Genomic DNA, 18,070 nt, shown 5'->3' with positions numbered 1-18,070 from the left:
GCGTTAACCTGAGCATTCAGCGGAAGCCAGTACTACGCTTCGCGCTTCGCCTCGTCGCGCAATTCGCGACGTAAAATTTTACCGACGTTGGTCTTCGGCAGCTCATCACGAAACTCGATAATCTTCGGCACTTTATAGCCGGTGAGCTGACGACGACAATGATCCAGCACTTCCTCTTTCGTCAGCGACGGATCTTTTTTCACGATGCACACTTTCACCGCTTCGCCGGAGAGATCGCTCGGCACGCCAATCGCCGCCGCTTCGCGCACCTTGGCGTGCTGCATCAGCACATCTTCGATTTCGTTAGGATACACGTTAAAGCCGGACACCAGTATCATGTCTTTTTTACGATCGACGATGCGGATAAACCCTTCAGCGTCCACGGTAACAATATCACCGGTGTGCAGCCAGCCATTTTTCAGCACTTCCTCGCTGGCATCCGGCCGCTGCCAGTAGCCAATCATGACCTGTGGCCCGCGAATGCACAGTTCGCCCGGTTCGCCCGGCGGCACGTCGCGATCTTCATCATCGACAATACGCACGTCGGTGGACGGAACCGGCAAACCGATGCTGCCGGTGTGGCAGGTAATATCATACGGATTAACCGACACCAGCGGTGAGCATTCGGTGAGTCCGTAGCCCTCCAGCAGATAGTGTCCGGTGAGTTTCTCCCAGCGCTCGGCCACCGCTTTCTGCACCGCCATACCGCCGCCGGCAGACAGACGCAGCGTGGAGAAATCCAGCTGGTTAAAATTGGCATCGTTCAGCAGGGCGTTGAACAACGTATTAACACCGGTGATGGCGGTAAAGGGAAATTTGCTCAGCTCTTTAACGAAGCCGGGAATATCACGCGGGTTGGTAATCAGCAGGTTGGTGCCGCCCAGGTCGAGGAACAGCAGACAGTTCACCGTCAGGGCAAAGATGTGATAAAGCGGCAGCGCGGTCACCACCTGCTCCTGACCGGCGCGCAGCAGTTTACCGTAGGTGGCTTTGGTCTGCTCCAGATTAGCCTGCATGTTGCCGTGGGTCAGCATGGCGCCTTTCGCCACGCCGGTAGTGCCACCGGTATACTGCAGAAATGCCAGATCCTGATTACTGATCACAGGACGATGATAACTCATCTGCTCGCCCTGCTGCAGCGCATGACGGAACGGTACCGCCCCTGGCAGATGGTATTTCGGTACCAGCTTTTTCACGTATTTAACGACGAAATTGACCAGCGTGGCTTTCACCGGCGCCAGCTGATCGCCCATGCGCGTCAGCATCACGTGCTTAACCGGGGTTTCCGCGACCACTTTTTCCAGCGTATGGGCGAAGTTGGAGACAATGACAATCGCACTGGCACCGCTGTCGTTAAGCTGGTGCTTCAGCTCACGCGGCGTGTACAACGGGTTAACATTCACCACCACCATACCGGCACGCAGCACGCCAAACAGCGCCACCGGATACTGCAGCAGATTCGGCATCATCAGCGCGACGCGATCGCCCTGCTGCAAGCCTAATCCCTGTTGCAGCCAGGCCGCAAAAGCACGGCTCTGCTGCTCCAGCTGGCGGTAAGTCATTGGCTGGCCCATGTTAATGAAAGCCACCTGATCGGCATAACGTTGCGCTGCGTGTTCGAAAAGATCGACCAAAGAGGGATAACGGTCTGCGTTAATTTCCGCTGGTACATCTGGCGGATAGCGTTTCAGCCAAACCTTGTTCAAAGATTCACCCCGATATTCTTGTTGCGTAGCCATCGCTGCCTCTGCAATCAGTGTTGTTAACAATATTTTAACTGATTGTACCAGTTTGCCTGTTCCGGCATTTTCAGGTTGCGAGGCGCATCACTAAATTTCGCGCATCGGTTGCGCGCCCAATAAAAAGGCCCGTTCGCGAGCACCGCGACCGGGCCGTAAAAAAACCTGTTTAGCGCTATTCGGTAAGAATGGTCTCAACCTGCGCCGGACCGCCGGTGTTCATGCCCCAGTAGGGGTTAGGACCCCAATAGCCGGGATGGCGACGCGTCGGCCCGTACCAAATCCACGGATCGATCGGCTGCGGCGGCGTCATCACCTGCTGAGTCAGATGCCAGCGCTGATAACCGCGCACATCAATCACCACAAAGTTGTAACTGGCTTTGCCAATTTCCCCTTTCTCGGTGCCTTTGATGTTGCCCAGCACCGTGACGTACTGATTATTGACGTCGATCGGATCAACAAAGCCATGAATGTCAGCATAAATGCGGCCAATTGAGGCAGCACCGAGGCGCGGTCGCGCGCTGTCATCCAGCGGCTGAGTGGCAATTTCCAGCCGGGTCAGGCCGTTAAGGTTGGTCACCTTCACGACTTTGCCGCCGAAGCGCGACTCCTGGCCGACATACAGCTGCGGCGCATTCATCACGCGTAATAAATCCTGCTGTGGAAGCTGAGAACTCCCTTTAATGGCATCCGGCACTGACACGCAGCCGCTGAGCAACAGCGCACAGGCTAACAGAGCGCCAGACATCCCTTTACGACTAATTGGCATAGCACTTCTCCTGTTATTTCTCCGTTAGACTGAAGGCGCAAAAATAAGTTGCGTGGGCGCCTAGCGTCCCGGCAATTTTTTCCATGCCACTTCATTGCGCAGATAAACCGGCTCAGCATTTTCCACTGCCACGCTATCGCCGCGCTGCCAGGCGCTGAGCGCCAGCGGCAGCATATCTTCTGCGGCAGGCAGCGTGACCGTGGTGGTCAGCAGTTGTGCCCCGCTCGTGCCAGCCAGCAGCTGCGGATAAGCCTGCCAGCCGGTGCCGACGGTGGCCCACTCGCCGCTCAGCTGCGCGATGCGCGCCTGTGCCGCTTCCGGCTTGAGTACGGCTTCGCTCTCAGCGCCCTGCCACTCGCCCTGTTCATCACGCTGATACTCTGCCCAGTAGACTTCACCCATGCGCGCATCAATCGCCGCCAGCACGCGCGTTGCCCCGGTCAAACGCCAGGCGCCCTGCGCCATGGTTGCCAGCGAGGATACGCCAATCATCGGCAGATTTGCGCCCAGCGCCAGGCCCTGCGCGATGCCAATGCCGATGCGCACGCCGGTAAAACTGCCGGGCCCGCGGCCAAACGCCAGCGCGTCCAGCGCGCTCAGCTCCAGCGACTGCGCCTGCAGCAATTCCTGCACCAGCGGCAGAATACGTTGAGTATGATCGCGGGGCGCGATTTCGAAGCGGGCATCGATCTGCTGCTGATTCAGCAGCGCGGCAGAACAGGCTTCTGTCGCGGTGTCCAGGGCTAAAATTCGGGCGGACATAACAACCTCAGAGAATCAAAATGGCGCGCATCTTACCACAGCCTGGCACAAATTAGTGCTGCTCTGGCGGACGCACAAAGTCAATCGCACGCTGTAAATCGCGGGTGCGCGGTGTCGGCGGCAGGCTATTAAGGAACAGACCGCCATACGGACGCGACACCAGCCGCTGGTCACAAATCACCAGCACGCCGCGATCGTCGGTATCGCGAATCAGACGGCCCACGCCCTGCTTGAGGGTGATCACCGCGTCCGGCAGTTGCACATCGTTGAACGGATCGCCGCCGCGCAGACGGCAATCCTCCATGCGCGCCTTCAGCAGCGGATCTTCCGGCGAGGTAAACGGCAGCTTGTCGATGATCACCAGCGACAGCGCATCACCGCGCACGTCAACGCCTTCCCAGAAGCTGCTGGTGGCCACCAGCAGTGCGTTGCCGGCATCAAGAAACTGTTTGAGCAGCTGCCCTTTGCTGGTTTCGCCCTGCAACAGCACTGGTAAGGTCATGGAGGCGCGGAACTCCGCCGCCAGCTCACGCATCATTTTGTGCGAGGTGCACAGGAAGAAGCAGCGCCCTTTGTTGGCTTCAATCAGCGGTTTCATCATGCGTGCCAGCTGACGCGCACCGCCAGGATAGTTGGGTTCCGGCATGTTGCGCGGCACGCACAGCAAGGCCTGCTGCGCATAATCAAACGGACTTTCGAGGATCAGGGTGCGGGCATTATCCACGCCGAGCCGGCTGGCGAAGTGGCTCATCTGTTCGTTGACCGCCAGCGTCGCCGAGGTAAATACCCACGCCGCTTTGCGTCCGTCCATCACTTCGCGGAAGCGCTCCGCAACCGACAGCGGCGTCAGCGCCAGCGTAAAGTGCCGGCTGCTGCATTCGTACCAGTAGCTAAAGCCCGGTTCATCAATCGCACGTAAACGCTTGAGCCGGGTGCGATACAGCGCGGCACGCTCGAAGGCAGCGTCCAGCAGCGCGGAACGGCCCAGCGACAGCTTAATCACGTCGTAACACAGCTCGAGCGCATCATCCAGCAGCGTAAACATGCGCATGATATTGTTGTCGCTCAGCAGGTCACGCAGATTGCCGCGAAAACCGGGCTCGCCCAGCGTCAGGCGGAAATCCTGTGCGCACTGCGCCAGCCGGTCGGCGGATTTCTGCAGCTGCTGCACATCGCGCACCTCGGTGCGGTAGGCAAGGATAATGTCTTTGGCGAGATCCTGCAGTTGCCGGCTCGACAGCTGCTGACCAAAATACTGGCTGGCAATATCCGGCAGCTGGTGCGCTTCATCGAAGATCATCACGTCGGCTTCCGGGATCAGCTCGCCAAATCCCCCCTCTTTGACCACCAGGTCAGCGAGAAACAGGTGATGGTTCACCACCACCACATCCGCATCCATCGCTTTTTTGCGCGCCTTCACCACGAAGCAATCTTTATACAGCGGGCAATCGCTGCCAAGGCAATTATCGTTGGTGCTGGTAACGTAAGGCCAGATCGGGCTGTCTTCCGCGACGCCGGCGCAGCTGCTGACGTCGCCATCAACGGTCTCCGAAGACCAGCTGCGCACGTTAATCAGATCGCCGAGCGCCTGCACGCTGAGATCGCCGCCGGTCTGATTTTGCTGCTCCAGCCGTTCCAGGCACAGATAGTTGGATCGCCCTTTCAGCAGCGCAGTTTTGCCGCTGAACGCCAGGGCGCGGGCAATGGTCGGCAGATCGCGGTTGTAGAGCTGATCCTGCAACGCTTTGGAACCGGTCGACACGATGACTTTTTTCTTCGCCCGCAACGCCGGTGCCAGATAAGCATAAGTTTTACCGGTGCCGGTGCCGGCCTCGACCACCAGCTCGCCCGCCTGCTGCACCGCTTCGCTCACTGCCTGCGCCATTTCGCGCTGTGCCGCGCGCGGCTTAAAGCCGGGAATCGCCTGCGCTAACGCGCCATCCGCTGCAAAATCGTCTGCCACACATCCTCACCGATTGCTCTTAAAACACCTGTAATTATGTCAGGATTCACCGCAGGCGACCACAACAGATGACAGCCGGCCATGGGATATGGCAGGCTAACGCAGCAAAAATAAAGGAGAACAGCATGACCATTACGCGTATTGATGCCGAGCACCGCATGTCCGAAGCGGTTGTACATGACCAGACCGTGTATTACACCAGCGTGCCGGAGAATCTGGATGACGATGCGGAAGCGCAGACCGCCAACGCGCTGGCGGTGATTGACCGCATCCTGACGCGCGTGGGTTCGGATAAAAGCAAAATTCTCGACGCTACCATTTTCCTGGTAGACAAAGAGGACTTTGCCGCGATGAACCGCGCCTGGGATGCGTGGGTCTCGCCGGGTAATGCGCCGGTACGCTGCACGGTGCAGGCCGGCCTGATGAATCCGCGCTATAAAGTGGAAATCAAAATCATCGCCGCGCTATAACGCTCGCCGGGCGCTATTCGTCGTCTTCGTCCTCTTCGAAGCGCGCCCGAATCGCTTCGCCCTGATGGTTCTGGCGAATTTCCTGCGCCACCTGCGCAATCGCCTGCCCGCTGGACATGCCGCCGGCCATCAGTTCCTGAATACGTTCCACTGCCTGCTGCTGCTGTTCGTGCGATAAAGCCGGAAGACCTGAAAACATGATGCACTCCTGTAATGGGGGGACGCATTATTCCACGCTGAACAAACAGGTGCCAGCAGCAAAAAAATATGCCAGGCTACGCGCCTGCCTGCTGAACTGATTTAGCCAAACGAACGTGAAAACCCTCTCGCTACAGTATACGCCCGATACACTTTTACACCGTTTTTCCACGCTGGCGCACCGCCCGTGGGCGATGCTGCTGACCTCTGGTCACGCCGAGCACGCGGATAACCGTTTCGATATTCTCACCGCCGACCCGCGGGTGACCCTGACGACGCGCGGTGACAGCACCGCCATCGACGACGGCACCGGCATCAGCCACTCTAACGCGGATCCGCTGCAGTTGGTGCAGCAGCAGCTGGACGCGCTGGGCACCCGGCCGGCGTTTGATGCAAATCTGCCGTTTCAGGGCGGCGCGCTGGGTCTGTTTGGTTATGACCTCGGTCGCCGTTTCGAAACGCTGCCGCAGCGGGCGCAGCAGGATTTACACACGCCGGATATGGCGGTCGGCATTTATGACTGGGCGCTGATTGCCGATCATCATCGCCAGACGCTGACGCTGATTGCCCTGCACGACGCGGAGCAGCGCTGGCAGTGGCTACAGGCGCTGGCGGTGCCGCAGCCCAAACCTTTTGCCCTGACCAGCGACTGGCAGGCCAATATGAGCTATGCGCAGTACGCCGCGCGTTTCCAGGCAGTGCAGGCCTACATTCAGGCGGGCGACTGCTACCAGGTTAATCTGGCGCAGCGTTTTCAGGCCAGCTATCGCGGCGATGAGTGGCAGGCGTTTTTACGTCTCAACCGCGCCAACCGCGCGCCGTTCAGCGCCTTCCTTCGTCTGCCGCACAGTGCCGTGCTGAGCCTGTCACCGGAGCGTTTTCTCTCGCTGCAGCAGCAGCAGATTGAAACCCGCCCGATTAAAGGCACGCTGCCGCGTCTGGCCGATCCGCAGGCCGATCGGTTGCAGGCGGAGAAACTGGCCAGCGCCGAAAAAGATCGGGCGGAAAACCTGATGATTGTGGACCTGCTGCGTAATGATATTGGCCGCGTCGCCGAGCCGGGCAGCGTCAGCGTGCCGGAGCTGTTTGTGGTGGAGCCGTTCCCGGCGGTGCATCACCTGGTGAGCACGGTGCGGGCCAGGCTGCCAGACGCGCTCTCCGCTACCGATTTGTTGCGCGCCTGTTTCCCCGGCGGCTCCATTACCGGCGCGCCCAAGATCCGTGCCATGGAGATTATCGAAGAACTCGAACCGCAGCGGCGCAATGCGTGGTGCGGCAGTATCGGCTACATCAGCCTGTGCGGGCGTATGGACAGCAGCATTACCATCCGCACGCTGATTGCCGAAAATCAGCAGTTGTACTGCGCGGCGGGTGGCGGTCTGGTGGCTGACAGCGAGGCTGAGGCGGAATATCAGGAGACGCTGCACAAGCTCAACCGTATTCTGCCCTGTCTGCGTGATGAGGCGTGATATGGAGCTGACGCTGGCGCAGTTTCTCAGTCGCTTTGTGCTGCAGCCGCCGCTGGCGAGCGCGCACAGCGTGATCAGCGGACGCCGTGCCGCGGTGCTGGTACCGGTGATTGATGGCGACCAGCCCGAACTGCTGCTGACCCGCCGCTCCGCGCTGCTGCGCAAACATGCCGGGCAGGTGGCGTTCCCCGGCGGCATGATGGATGCCACTGACGATTCGCTGATCGCCACCGCGCTGCGTGAAGCGCAGGAAGAAGTGGGCATCGCACCACAGCAGGTGCGGGTGGTCGGCGTGCTACCGCCGGTCACCAGCAGTACCGGTTTCGCCGTCACGCCCGTGGTCGGTATCATCCCGCCGCACCTGCCGCTGCAGCTCAACCCGGATGAAGTTGAAAGCGCCTTTTCCATGCCGCTCGCAGAGGCGCTGCGGCTGGGGCGCTACAGCGGACTGACGCTGCGCCGCGGTCATCGCCAGCACCAGGTGTGGCTGTCATGGTATGAAGATTATTTTATCTGGGGCATGACCGCCGGTATCCTGCGCGCGCTCGGCCAGCAGATCGCCCTGCCCTGATCCCCCGTCCCGTTTCACCCTGCCCGAAAAATTGATCCCGTTCACATCCGGGGATACGGATAACTATTTCTGTGGTTTATAATTAGTTTATTTCATGCGAAAAGCTGCTCGCTGCCGCCCGCTGGCGATTACTATTAGCCGCATTAACGGCCTGCGCCGTAGAAAAGAAGATTTGTGAGGAGCGTCACCGGTGATAAGTGTTTTTGACATGTTCAAAGTGGGTATTGGCCCGTCCAGTTCGCATACCGTTGGCCCGATGAAAGCGGGCAAACAGTTTGTTGACCTGCTGATCGAACAGGGCAAGCTGCAGGACGTGACGCGCGTGGCGGTGGATGTCTACGGCTCACTGTCGCTCACCGGGAAAGGACACCACACCGACATTGCCATCATCATGGGTCTGGCCGGCTTTGAGCCTGCCAGCGTCGACATCGACAGCATTCCGGCGTTTATCAAAGATGTCGAAACGCGTGAGCGCCTGCTGCTGGCACAGGGCGCGCGCGAGGTCGACTTCCCGCGTGACGGCGGCATGGTATTCCGCAGCGAAAACCTGTCGCTGCATGAAAACGGCATGACCCTGTACGCTTTTGCCGGCGATCGGCTACTTGAGCGCAAAACCTATTACTCGATTGGCGGCGGCTTTATTGTCGACGAAGCGCATTTTGGTCAGTCAGTGCTGGATGAGGTCGCCGTGCCCTACCCGTTCCATTCAGCCAAAGAGTTGCTCAGTCATTGCCGCGATACCGGCATGTCGCTTTCCGGGCTGGTAATGAAAAACGAACTGGCGCTGCACAGCCGTGACGAGATTTACGCCTATTTTGGCAACATCTGGCAAACCATGCAGGCGTGTATCGATCGTGGCCTGAATACCGAAGGCGTTTTGCCGGGCCCGCTGCGCGTGCCGCGTCGGGCGGCGTCGCTGCGACGTCTGCTGGTCTCCTCGACCAAACACTCCAACGATCCGATGAACGTCATCGACTGGGTCAATATGTTTGCGCTGGCGGTGAATGAAGAGAATGCGGCCGGTGGTCGTGTGGTCACCGCACCGACCAACGGTGCCTGCGGCATCGTGCCGGCGGTGCTGGCGTATTACGATCACTTCATCGAAACGGTCACGCCGGATATCTTTATCCGCTACTTCCTCGCCTCGGGCGCGATTGGCGTGTTGTACAAAATGAACGCTTCGATTTCCGGTGCCGAAGTCGGCTGCCAGGGCGAAGTAGGCGTGGCCTGCTCAATGGCCGCCGCTGGCCTCGCTGAACTGCTGGGAGCCAGCCCGGAGCAGGTGTGTGTTGCCGCTGAAATCGGCATGGAACACAACCTCGGACTGACCTGCGATCCGGTCGCCGGTCAGGTACAGGTGCCGTGCATTGAGCGTAACGCCATTGCTTCGGTGAAAGCGATCAACGCCGCGCGGATGGCGCTGCGCCGCACCAGCGAGCCGCGCGTATCGCTGGATAAGGTGATCGAGACGATGTACGAGACCGGCAAAGATATGAACGCTAAATATCGTGAGACCTCGCGTGGCGGTCTGGCGATCAAGGTGCAGTGCGACTGACCGGCAACGTCGCGTTTCGCTGCTGACAATTGCAGCGATCGGCCATTATTTCTGCAATGGCCTCTACCTCCGCGTTATCAAACCAGATACATTATTTTTGCGCGCGACCTCTACCGGTCGCGCGATTTTTTAGTGCCGCTTTTTTTCTCCAGCCGCGCTAAATTTGGCCGCCGCCATGCCGATAACCTTCACGTTAATTTGGCCTCATTCTTTGTCTTAGCAAGGTGGTTACTGATGCTCCTTCCCCAGCAATTTGTGGGTCAATTTCGCCGTAAGCGCCTGCTTATTGCGTTGGTGATCGCGTCGCTGGTTCTCATTCTTACGCTGACTTTTCGCTACATCGAAGAGAAGTCACGCATTGAGCAGCAGTCCCTTAACTTTGCCACCCGCGCGATTGAACGCTTTGACCGCATGTTTTCGCCGCTGGACGTCTCCGCCAACAACACGCTGGGGCTGGTGGGCGTGCCCTGCACGCAGGTGCGCTACCCGCTGATTGAGAAGATCGCCGCGCTGCAAACCGTGCGCACCGTGCTGCTGGTGCAGGACGATACCATCTACTGTTCGAGTATTTATGGCCCGCGCCACATCTCGTTCAGCCAGACTTATCCCGAGCTGGCGATCAACAACCAGCGCATGATGCTGTCCACCGACGACTACCTGCTAAAAGGTTCGCCGGTGCTGCTGCTGTGGACGCCAAAGTCGCTGGATAACCAGGACGGCCTGCTGCAGATCATCAACATTGAACTGATGACCAATTATCTGCTGGAGCCGCAGCTGCCGTGGGTGGAGCGCGCGATCTTTAACGTAGGCGGACAGAGCCTCGAATACGGTAATCCGCTTATCGAGCATACCGTGCCGTCCGATGACGAAGTGGCGTACGATCAGGCCTCGCTGCGTTATCCCTACAGCATTACGCTGTACGGCCCGTCCCCGGCGCGACTGGCGCTCAATACCCTGCCGTCTCAGCTGCCGCTGGCGGTACTGCTGAGCCTGCTGCTGGGCTATATCGTCTGGCTGGCCACCGCCAATCGCATGAGCCTGAGCTGGCAAATCAGCTATGGCATCACCGCTAACGAATTTATGGTCTACTGCCAGCCGCTGATCAATGCCCGCAGCGGCGACTGCGATGGTATCGAGCTGCTGCTGCGCTGGCACAATCCGCGTCAGGGCTGGATTGCCCCGGACGTATTTATTCCGCTGGCCGAACGCCAGAATCTGATTGCACCGCTGACGCGCTTTGTGATTGCCAGAGTCGTCGCGGAGTTGCCTAATCTGCCACAGTGCCCGACATTTCATATCGCGATTAACGTCGCGGCCAGCCACTTCCGCGATCGCCTGATTGTTGAGGATTTACAGCGCTACTGGTGGCCCGCCAATCCCCTGCCAAAACTGGTGGTGGAGCTGACCGAGCGCGATGCGCTGCCGGTCATCGACCAGACGGTCGTGGCGCAGCTGCATGAAATTGGCGTGCGGCTGGCGATTGACGATTTCGGTACCGGCCACAGTTCGCTGGCCTATCTGAAGGATCTGAAGCCGGACGTACTGAAAATCGATAAAATTTTTACCGCCGCGATTGGTACTGACGCGATCAACGCCACGGTGACGGATATGGTGATTTCACTGGCGCAGCGGCTGAACATCGCGCTGGTCGCGGAGGGAGTGGAAACCGCCGAGCAGGCGCATTATCTGCGCGAGCGCGGCGTGGATCATCTGCAGGGTTACTACTATGCGCGCCCGATGCCGATTGAGGACTTCCCGCAATGGCTGGCGCAGCATCAGGCGCAGCTGGGCGCCTGATGCCGGACGACATCAGGCGTCGCCCTCTTCCTCGTCATGGTGCGGCTTGTCTTTGGTGACGCGCACCAGATCGATACGGTAATCCGTGGCTTCGATAATCTGGAAGTGCAGCGGTGGCAAATCGATAATCTCGCCCGGCAGCGGCAGCTGCCCCTTCTGCTCAATCAGCAGGCCGGCCAGCGACGCGTGATCTTCATCCGGATCGACCAGCTCATGGTGGTCGAGCAGCTGCTGCAGCGAGTGCAGATCGGTACCGCCCTTCACCAGCCAGCCGTCGCCATCGGCCACCACATCCGGCGTTTCGTCTTCGTCCGGGAACTCACCGGCAATCGCTTCCAGCACGTCCAGCGGCGTAATCAGGCCCTGCACCACACCAAATTCGTTGGTAACGATGACGAAGCTCCCTTTAGCGCGACGCAATACGCCCAGCAGGTTGATCGGATCCAGTGTTTCCGGCACCACAATCGGCGGCGTGTTGGCCGCGAAGGTCGCGACATCCATACCGTGCTCCAGCGCCACCAGCAGCTCTTTCGCGCGCACCACACCGATGATCTCATCCAGCTCGCCACGACACACCGGGAACAGACTGTGTGGCGTATCCAGCAGTTGAATGCGGATCTCATCCAGCGGACGCGAGACGTCAACCCACGAGATATCGCCGCGCGGCGTCATGATGCTGCGAATCGAACGCTGTGACAGCGTCAGCACGCCGTTAATCATGTAACGCTCTTCGTCTTTAAACGCTTCCTGCGGCATCGCTTCCGTCAGTGACGCTTCTTCGGTATGCGCCGGCTGGTTACGCTGGCGCCCGCCCATCAGACGCAGAATCGCTTCGGCGGTACGTTCACGCATCGGACGGTGCGCCTGATGACGGATAAAGTTCCGGCGCGCAATCTGGTTAAACAGCTCGATCAGAATCGAGAAGCCAATTGCCGCGTACAGATAACCTTTCGGAATATGGAAACCAAAGCCTTCCGCCACCAGCGACAGACCGATCATCAGCAGGAAGCTCAGACACAGCACCACCACCGTTGGGTGCGCGTTGACGAAGCGGGTCAGCGGTTTTGAGGCCAGCAGCATCACGCCCATGGCAATCACCACTGCCGTCATCATCACCGGCAGATGGTTCACCATACCGACGGCGGTAATCACCGCATCCAGGGAAAACACCGCGTCCAGCACCACAATCTGCGTCACGACCGCCCAGAAGCTGGCATAGGCTTTGTTGCCCTGATGCTCCATGCCACGGTTTTCCAGCCGCTCGTGCAGTTCCATGGTGGCCTTGAACAACAGGAACAAACCACCAATCAACAGAATTAAATCTCGTCCGGAAAAGCTGAAATCGCCTACGCTGAATAGGGGTCGCGTTAGCGTCACCATCCAGGAGATCAGCGACAGCAGGCCGAGGCGCATCACCAGCGCCAGCGACAGACCAATCAGGCGCGCTTTATCGCGCTGTTTCGGTGGCAGCTTGTCGGCAAGAATGGCGATAAACACCAGGTTGTCGATGCCGAGCACAATCTCCAGCACGATCAGCGTCAGTAAACCCGCCCAGATTGAGGGGTCGAAGAGAAATTCCATCAATGACTCCTTGCTAAACGTAAGGGCGAACGCGACTGAGCCTGCGCCGGAAGGCGAGACGAGAGAGCGTTAACGGATGAGGCAACACCGGCAGGTGTCAGGGTGCGCGCTGAGCAGCGCGGGGAACAAGTGAAGCGACGTCGGTGACGGTCCATATAGGTGAGCTAAAGCCCGGTACTCCTGAGTAATAAACAGAAAGCTAATGTATCAGTTACATCAACAACGTCAAAAAATTTTCTTACATTTACAAATAACTGCGCCAGCGCAAGAAACTGCCATAAAAATGCCCGTTGCCGCCGGTACGCTCTGAATAGCAGAGCAATGTCACATATTTTATTTTTTCGCTCACTAAAATAAATCGCGACCTTACTGCTGTATCGCGGAATGTTTTGGGCCTTTTCCTGATGACTTTCTTCAATTTAGTCCCGGGCGATCCACAGAAAATAACAACGGTAATTCTCAATGATTCCCGGCCATGGTCGGGAACTCTCATGCGAACGGAGGTAGCAAGTGACCATTGCGCTTGTAATTGGTACACATGGCTGGGCGGCAGAACAGCTGCTGAAAACAGCAGAAATGCTGTTGGGCGAGCAGGAAAATGTCGGATGGATTGATTTCGTGCCCGGCGAGAATGCAGAAACGCTAATCGAAAAATATCAGGCGCAGCTCGCCCGACTCGACACGTCGAAAGGCGTGCTGTTTCTGGTGGACACCTGGGGCGGCAGCCCGTTTAACGCCGCCAGCCGCATCGTAGTGGACAAACCGGGCTATGACGTTATTGCCGGGGTCAACATTCCCATGCTGGTGGAAACCCTGATGGGGCGCGATGACGATCCATCGCTGGAAGAGCTGATCCATATCGCCGTCGAGGCCGGCCGCGAGGGGGTGAAAGCACTCAAAACCGAATCCGCCGCGCCGGCAGCGGCAGCGCCGGCTCCGAAAGCTCCTGCCCAGCCGCAGAAACCGCTGGCACCGGGCGAGCACATGAAAATTGGCCTGGCCCGTATCGATGACCGTCTGATCCACGGCCAGGTGGCCACGCGCTGGACCAAAGAGACCAACGTGACGCGCATCATCGTCGTCAGTGATGAAGTGGCTAACGATCACGTACGCAAAACCCTGCTGACTCAGGTGGCACCGCCGGGCGTGACCGCCCACGTGGTGGATATCGCCAAGATGATCCGCGTGTGGAACAACCCGAAGTACGGTTCCGATCGCGTGATGCTGCTGTTTACCAATCCGACCGATGTTGAGCGCGTGGTGGAGCAAGGCGTGGATATCAAGTCGGTAAATATCGGCGGCATGGCCTTCCGTCAGGGGAAAACGCAGGTTAATAACGCGGTGTCGGTGGATGAGAAGGACATCGCTGCCTTCCGCAAGCTGAATGAGCGCGGTATCGAACTGGAAGTGCGTAAAGTCTCCAACGACCCGAAACTGAAAATGATGGACCTGATTGCGAAGGTCAATGCCTGATTCGCCTGTGCCTGCGCACGTGGGCAAAAAGTTCTGATCTTGCTGAGGAAAAATGCAATGGAAATAACCTCGCTACAAATAGTGTTGATATTTATTGTGGCCTGTATTGCCGGGATGGGATCGATTCTCGATGAGTTCCAGTTCCACCGGCCGCTGGTGGCCTGTACCCTGATTGGTGCAGTACTGGGTGATATGAAAACCGGCATCATCATCGGCGGTACGCTGGAGATGATCGCGCTGGGCTGGATGAACATCGGTGCGGCAGTGGCACCGGATGCGGCGCTGGCCTCCATCATCTCCACCATTCTGGTCATTGCCGGCGGTCAAAGCGTCGGTGCCGGTATTGCGCTGGCCATCCCACTGGCCGCAGCCGGTCAGGTGCTGACCATCATCGTGCGTACCATCACTGTCGCCTTCCAGCACGCCGCGGATAAAGCTGCGGAGAAAGGCAATCTGACGGCGATTTCATGGATCCACGTCTCTGCCCTGCTGCTGCAGGCGATGCGTATCGCTATCCCGGCGCTGATTGTGGCGGTCTCGGTCGGTACCAGCGCGGTACACAGCCTGCTGAGTTCGATTCCGGAAGTGGTCACCAATGGTCTGAACATCGCCGGCGGCATGATCGTGGTGGTCGGTTACGCGATGGTCATCAACATGATGCGTGCCGGTTACCTGATGCCGTTCTTCTATCTTGGTTTTGTCACCGCCGCGTTCACCAACTTTAACCTGGTGGCGCTGGGCGTGATTGGCGTGGTAATGGCGGTGCTGTACATCCAGCTGGCACCAAAATACAACCGCGTCGCAGGCGCTGCCTCGGCGGGCCCGGCTAACAACGACCTCGACAACGAACTCGACTAAGAACAGGTGACATCATGGTAGATACAACCAATACTCCAAAGAAACTCACCCCCGGTGACGTGCGCGGTGTGTTCCTGCGCTCCAACCTGTTTCAGGGTTCGTGGAACTTTGAACGCATGCAGGCGCTGGGCTTCTGCTTCTCAATGGTGCCGGTGATCCGTCGCCTGTATCCGGAAAACAACGACGAGCGCAAGCAGGCGATTAAGCGTCACCTTGAGTTCTTCAACACCCATCCTTACGTGGCCGCGCCAGTGCTCGGCGTGACCATGGCCATGGAAGAGCAGCGCGCCAACGGGGCAGCGATCGATGACGGTGCCATTAACGGGATCAAAGTGGGTCTGATGGGTCCGCTGGCTGGCGTGGGCGACCCGATTTTCTGGGGGACCGTGCGTCCGGTGTTCGCCGCACTGGGTGCCGGTATCGCGATGAGCGGCAGCCTGCTTGGTCCGCTGCTGTTCTTCTTCCTGTTTAACATTGCGCGTATGCTGACCCGCTATTACGGCGTGGCTTATGGCTATCGCAAAGGGGTGGATATCGTCAGCGATATGGGCGGCGGCTTCCTGCAAAAACTCACCGAGGGGGCATCGATACTCGGCCTGTTTGTCATGGGGGCGCTGGTCAACAAGTGGACACACGTCAACGTGCCGCTGGTGGTATCCCGCATCACCGACCAGACCGGCAAAACCACGGTCACCACCGTGCAGTCAATTCTCGACCAGCTGATGCCTGGCCTGATTCCACTGCTGCTGACCTTTGGCTGTATGTGGCTGCTGCGCCGTAAAGTTAACGCGCTGTGGATCATCGTTGGCTTCTTTGCCATCGGTATCTTTGGTTACTGGATCGGCCTGCTCGGTCTGTAATCTCACCGCCGGGAGTCAGACTCCCGGCGTTTTTTGAACGGCGTGACCTGAGCGCCAACGCTGAGGTCACTTCGGTTGAGGAAGAAGCCTGTATGTCACTGACTGACGCCCTGATTGCCCTGCTGATCGCCGCTCTCGCCCTGTTTGCGATTTACGACGATCTCATCCTGCCCCGCCGCAATGGACCGACCCGACTGCGCGTCACCCTGCGCCGCCGCCATAAAATCGACAGCGGCATCTTTATCGTGCTGCTACTGATTCTGCTGTGGAACAACGTCAGCCATCATGGCCCGCAGCTCACCACCACTTTGCTAATGGTGCTGTGCTTTATGGCTATCTGGCTGTTCTGGATCCGCAGCCCGCGGCTGCTGATGAAAAATGACGGCCTGTTTTTTGCCAGCGTGTGGATCGATTACCGGCGTATTCAGAGTATGAACCTGTCAGAGGATGGCATTCTGGTGATGCAGCTGGAGCAGCGTCGCCTGCTGATAGCGGTGAAACAGCTCGACGACCTGGAGAAAATCTATCATACGCTGGTGGAGGCGCGTTAAACGCGCTGCCACAGCGTCAGGGTGAAATCCGCGTCACAGCTAAAGGTGGCGCTGGAGGCCAGCTGCTGCCACACCGCTTCACGCGCACGCCAGGCAAAGGGGGTCATCTGCAGCAGGCTCACCGCTTCCGCCCCGTTCAGCGTCATTGTGTAGTGAAGGTTTTGCTGATCGATCTGCTCAAATCCCGCATAGTTTTTCTCTTCCGCTGTATGCAGCTGCACTTCGCGATAGATCAACGCCTTAAACTGCTGCAGATGGTGCGGCCCCGGCGTCACCGTCAGTAAATAGCCGCCAGGCCTGATGACGCGGCTCACTTCCTGCTCGTTACAGGGCGCGTAAATGCGCACGATGGCGTCCAGTGAACCATCGGCAAACGGCAGGCGCTGGCTGGAGGCGACACAAAAGTTAACCGCGCGATAGCGCTTTGCCGCCATGCGCACCGCGGCTTTGGCCACATCCAGACCGTACAGCTGGCTGTCGGGCAACGCGGCAGCCAGGGCGGCGGTGTAATAACCTTCGCCACAGCCGATATCCAGCAGCTGCGCGGGCCGGTTCGTGAGCGGCTGAGCCAGACATTGCGCCACCCGATCGCGCAGCGGCTGATAGTGTCCGGCATCCAGAAAGGCCCGGCGCGCCTGAAGCATCTCTGCGCTGTCGCCCGGTTCCCGTGAACCTTTGTGCTGCACCGGCAGCAGGTTGACGTACCCCTCTTTCGCCCGATCGAACTGATGACCGGACGCACAGCGATAACTGCTGGCGTGCAGGTGCAAAGCGAGGTGGCAAAGTGGGCAAATCAACGACATAGATAACTCCGGGTTAGCGATTCGCGGCGCAGTTTACCCTGATCATCCGGTAACAGAAAGGATAAAGAAAAGCCCCGCTCATTGAGCAGGGCTTTTGAGATTCGATTCAGCGGTGCATGACACCGAGCCTGAGTGCGAAATCAGATAGCAGTAACGTTAACTGCTGCCGGGCCTTTCTGGCCGTCCTGAATTTCAAACTCAACTTGTTGACCTTCGGCCAGGGTTTTAAAACCGTTGCCCTGGATAGCAGAGAAGTGAACGAACACGTCTTTGCTGCCGTCAGCAGGAGTAATAAAACCAAAACCTTTAGACTCGTTGAACCACTTAACCTGACCTTTAATCTTTGCCATTTTTGCAAATTCCTTAGAGTGTTTATATTGCCCGCAGGCAGTCTTACAGAGAAACCAGAGACATTACTGAATGAGGCACTAATTTAAGGTTCGGCAAGGAAGCGGTATTCAACGTCAACGTCTTTACTCGTAACTTCTTTACTGAAGATGCCATACATAAACAGAACTGTACCTCGTTTGACCCACGATTCGTTATCACATATCCGCTAATTAATGGCAAGCCATTTTTAAACAGTGATCGACATGCCGCACATAATTGCCTGAAACCGGCAGCGAAAGGTGGATAACGTTATTGACAGCA

At 58.2% G+C, this 18,070-nt stretch carries 18 protein-coding genes; 9 read left to right on the top strand and 9 right to left on the bottom strand.

The features are described from left to right. Window positions 1–32: 32 nt before the first annotated feature. From fadD to yoaA, 4 genes are all read right to left on the bottom strand, one after another. The gene (gene fadD / locus AC6I8F_RS08930; protein ID WP_125310121.1) at window positions 33–1,706 is read right to left on the bottom strand and encodes a long-chain-fatty-acid--CoA ligase FadD; all 1,674 of its coding nucleotides are present in this window, start codon (window positions 1,704–1,706) and stop codon (window positions 33–35) included. Between the two features lie 208 nt (window positions 1,707–1,914). Then, a complete protein-coding gene (locus tag AC6I8F_RS08925) occupies window positions 1,915–2,508 on the bottom strand; it encodes a Slp family lipoprotein (RefSeq protein ID WP_010616392.1) in 594 nt (197 codons plus the stop codon). 60 nt (window positions 2,509–2,568) lie between these two features. After that, a complete protein-coding gene (gene tsaB, locus AC6I8F_RS08920) occupies window positions 2,569–3,270 on the bottom strand; it encodes a tRNA (adenosine(37)-N6)-threonylcarbamoyltransferase complex dimerization subunit type 1 TsaB (RefSeq protein WP_215785827.1) in 702 nt (233 codons plus the stop codon). 52 nt (window positions 3,271–3,322) lie between these two features. Next, complete coding sequence (gene yoaA, locus AC6I8F_RS08915; RefSeq protein ID WP_058771245.1) at window positions 3,323–5,233, bottom strand: DNA repair helicase YoaA; 1,911 nt, start codon at window positions 5,231–5,233, stop codon at window positions 3,323–3,325. 125 nt (window positions 5,234–5,358) lie between these two features. Between yoaA and AC6I8F_RS08910 the strand changes: the two genes are divergently transcribed. Further along, window positions 5,359–5,703 (top strand): RidA family protein, encoded by a 345-nt coding sequence (locus AC6I8F_RS08910; protein WP_058757734.1) that lies wholly within the window; start codon window positions 5,359–5,361, stop codon window positions 5,701–5,703. A gap of 13 nt (window positions 5,704–5,716) precedes the next feature. Here the strand turns inward: AC6I8F_RS08910 and AC6I8F_RS08905 are convergent, their stop codons facing one another. Continuing rightward, entirely contained in the window at window positions 5,717–5,902 is a 186-nt protein-coding gene (locus tag AC6I8F_RS08905; protein ID WP_021510035.1) for a YoaH family protein, read from the bottom strand. Window positions 5,903–6,017: 115 nt separating this feature from the next. On the opposite strand from AC6I8F_RS08905, the gene pabB reads away from it, so the two are divergent. From pabB to pdeD, 4 genes are all read left to right on the top strand, one after another. Next, entirely contained in the window at window positions 6,018–7,370 is a 1,353-nt protein-coding gene (pabB, locus tag AC6I8F_RS08900) for an aminodeoxychorismate synthase component 1 (RefSeq protein ID WP_394517413.1), read from the top strand. Window position 7,371: 1 nt separating this feature from the next. After that, on the top strand, window positions 7,372–7,941 hold the full coding sequence (locus AC6I8F_RS08895; RefSeq protein ID WP_058781826.1) for a CoA pyrophosphatase: 570 nt from the start codon (window positions 7,372–7,374) through the stop codon (window positions 7,939–7,941). A 190-nt stretch (window positions 7,942–8,131) separates the two neighbouring features. Beyond that, the gene (locus tag AC6I8F_RS08890) at window positions 8,132–9,496 is read left to right on the top strand and encodes an L-serine ammonia-lyase (RefSeq protein WP_058774595.1); all 1,365 of its coding nucleotides are present in this window, start codon (window positions 8,132–8,134) and stop codon (window positions 9,494–9,496) included. 234 nt (window positions 9,497–9,730) lie between these two features. Further along, entirely contained in the window at window positions 9,731–11,293 is a 1,563-nt protein-coding gene (pdeD, locus tag AC6I8F_RS08885; protein ID WP_058771241.1) for a cyclic di-3',5'-guanosine monophosphate phosphodiesterase PdeD, read from the top strand. Between the two features lie 12 nt (window positions 11,294–11,305). On the opposite strand, the gene AC6I8F_RS08880 is transcribed toward pdeD, so the two are convergent. Continuing rightward, on the bottom strand, window positions 11,306–12,874 hold the full coding sequence (locus tag AC6I8F_RS08880) for a TerC family protein (protein ID WP_021510030.1): 1,569 nt from the start codon (window positions 12,872–12,874) through the stop codon (window positions 11,306–11,308). Window positions 12,875–13,384: 510 nt separating this feature from the next. Between AC6I8F_RS08880 and manX the strand changes: the two genes are divergently transcribed. The 4 genes from manX (at window position 13,385) to AC6I8F_RS08860 (ending at window position 16,616) form a co-directional block, all read left to right on the top strand. Beyond that, on the top strand, window positions 13,385–14,347 hold the full coding sequence (gene manX, locus AC6I8F_RS08875) for a PTS mannose transporter subunit IIAB (RefSeq protein WP_058757739.1): 963 nt from the start codon (window positions 13,385–13,387) through the stop codon (window positions 14,345–14,347). A 57-nt stretch (window positions 14,348–14,404) separates the two neighbouring features. Beyond that, window positions 14,405–15,205: a PTS mannose/fructose/sorbose transporter subunit IIC gene (locus AC6I8F_RS08870; protein ID WP_031280203.1), complete on the top strand. Its 801-nt coding sequence runs from the start codon at window positions 14,405–14,407 to the stop codon at window positions 15,203–15,205. 14 nt (window positions 15,206–15,219) lie between these two features. Then, window positions 15,220–16,065, top strand: a complete 846-nt coding sequence (locus tag AC6I8F_RS08865) for a PTS mannose transporter subunit IID (protein ID WP_021510027.1) — start codon at window positions 15,220–15,222, stop codon at window positions 16,063–16,065. Window positions 16,066–16,157: 92 nt separating this feature from the next. Beyond that, window positions 16,158–16,616 (top strand): DUF986 family protein, encoded by a 459-nt coding sequence (locus AC6I8F_RS08860; RefSeq protein WP_058781830.1) that lies wholly within the window; start codon window positions 16,158–16,160, stop codon window positions 16,614–16,616. On the opposite strand, the gene rlmA is transcribed toward AC6I8F_RS08860, so the two are convergent. The 3 genes from rlmA to AC6I8F_RS08845 form a co-directional block, all read right to left on the bottom strand. Next, on the bottom strand, window positions 16,613–17,419 hold the full coding sequence (gene rlmA / locus AC6I8F_RS08855; protein WP_059009725.1) for a 23S rRNA (guanine(745)-N(1))-methyltransferase: 807 nt from the start codon (window positions 17,417–17,419) through the stop codon (window positions 16,613–16,615). The genes AC6I8F_RS08860 and rlmA overlap by 4 nt on opposite strands. Window positions 17,420–17,559: 140 nt before the next feature. Continuing rightward, window positions 17,560–17,769 (bottom strand): transcription antiterminator/RNA stability regulator CspE, encoded by a 210-nt coding sequence (gene cspE / locus AC6I8F_RS08850; protein ID WP_021510024.1) that lies wholly within the window; start codon window positions 17,767–17,769, stop codon window positions 17,560–17,562. A gap of 83 nt (window positions 17,770–17,852) precedes the next feature. Further along, complete coding sequence (locus AC6I8F_RS08845; RefSeq protein ID WP_110866451.1) at window positions 17,853–17,927, bottom strand: DUF2627 domain-containing protein; 75 nt, start codon at window positions 17,925–17,927, stop codon at window positions 17,853–17,855. Window positions 17,928–18,070: the final 143 nt, after the last annotated feature.

Source organism: gamma proteobacterium symbiont of Axiagastus rosmarus, assembly GCF_059730925.1.
Note: the sequence above shows the minus strand (reverse complement) of the source record. Positions and strands in the feature narration are given on the sequence as shown.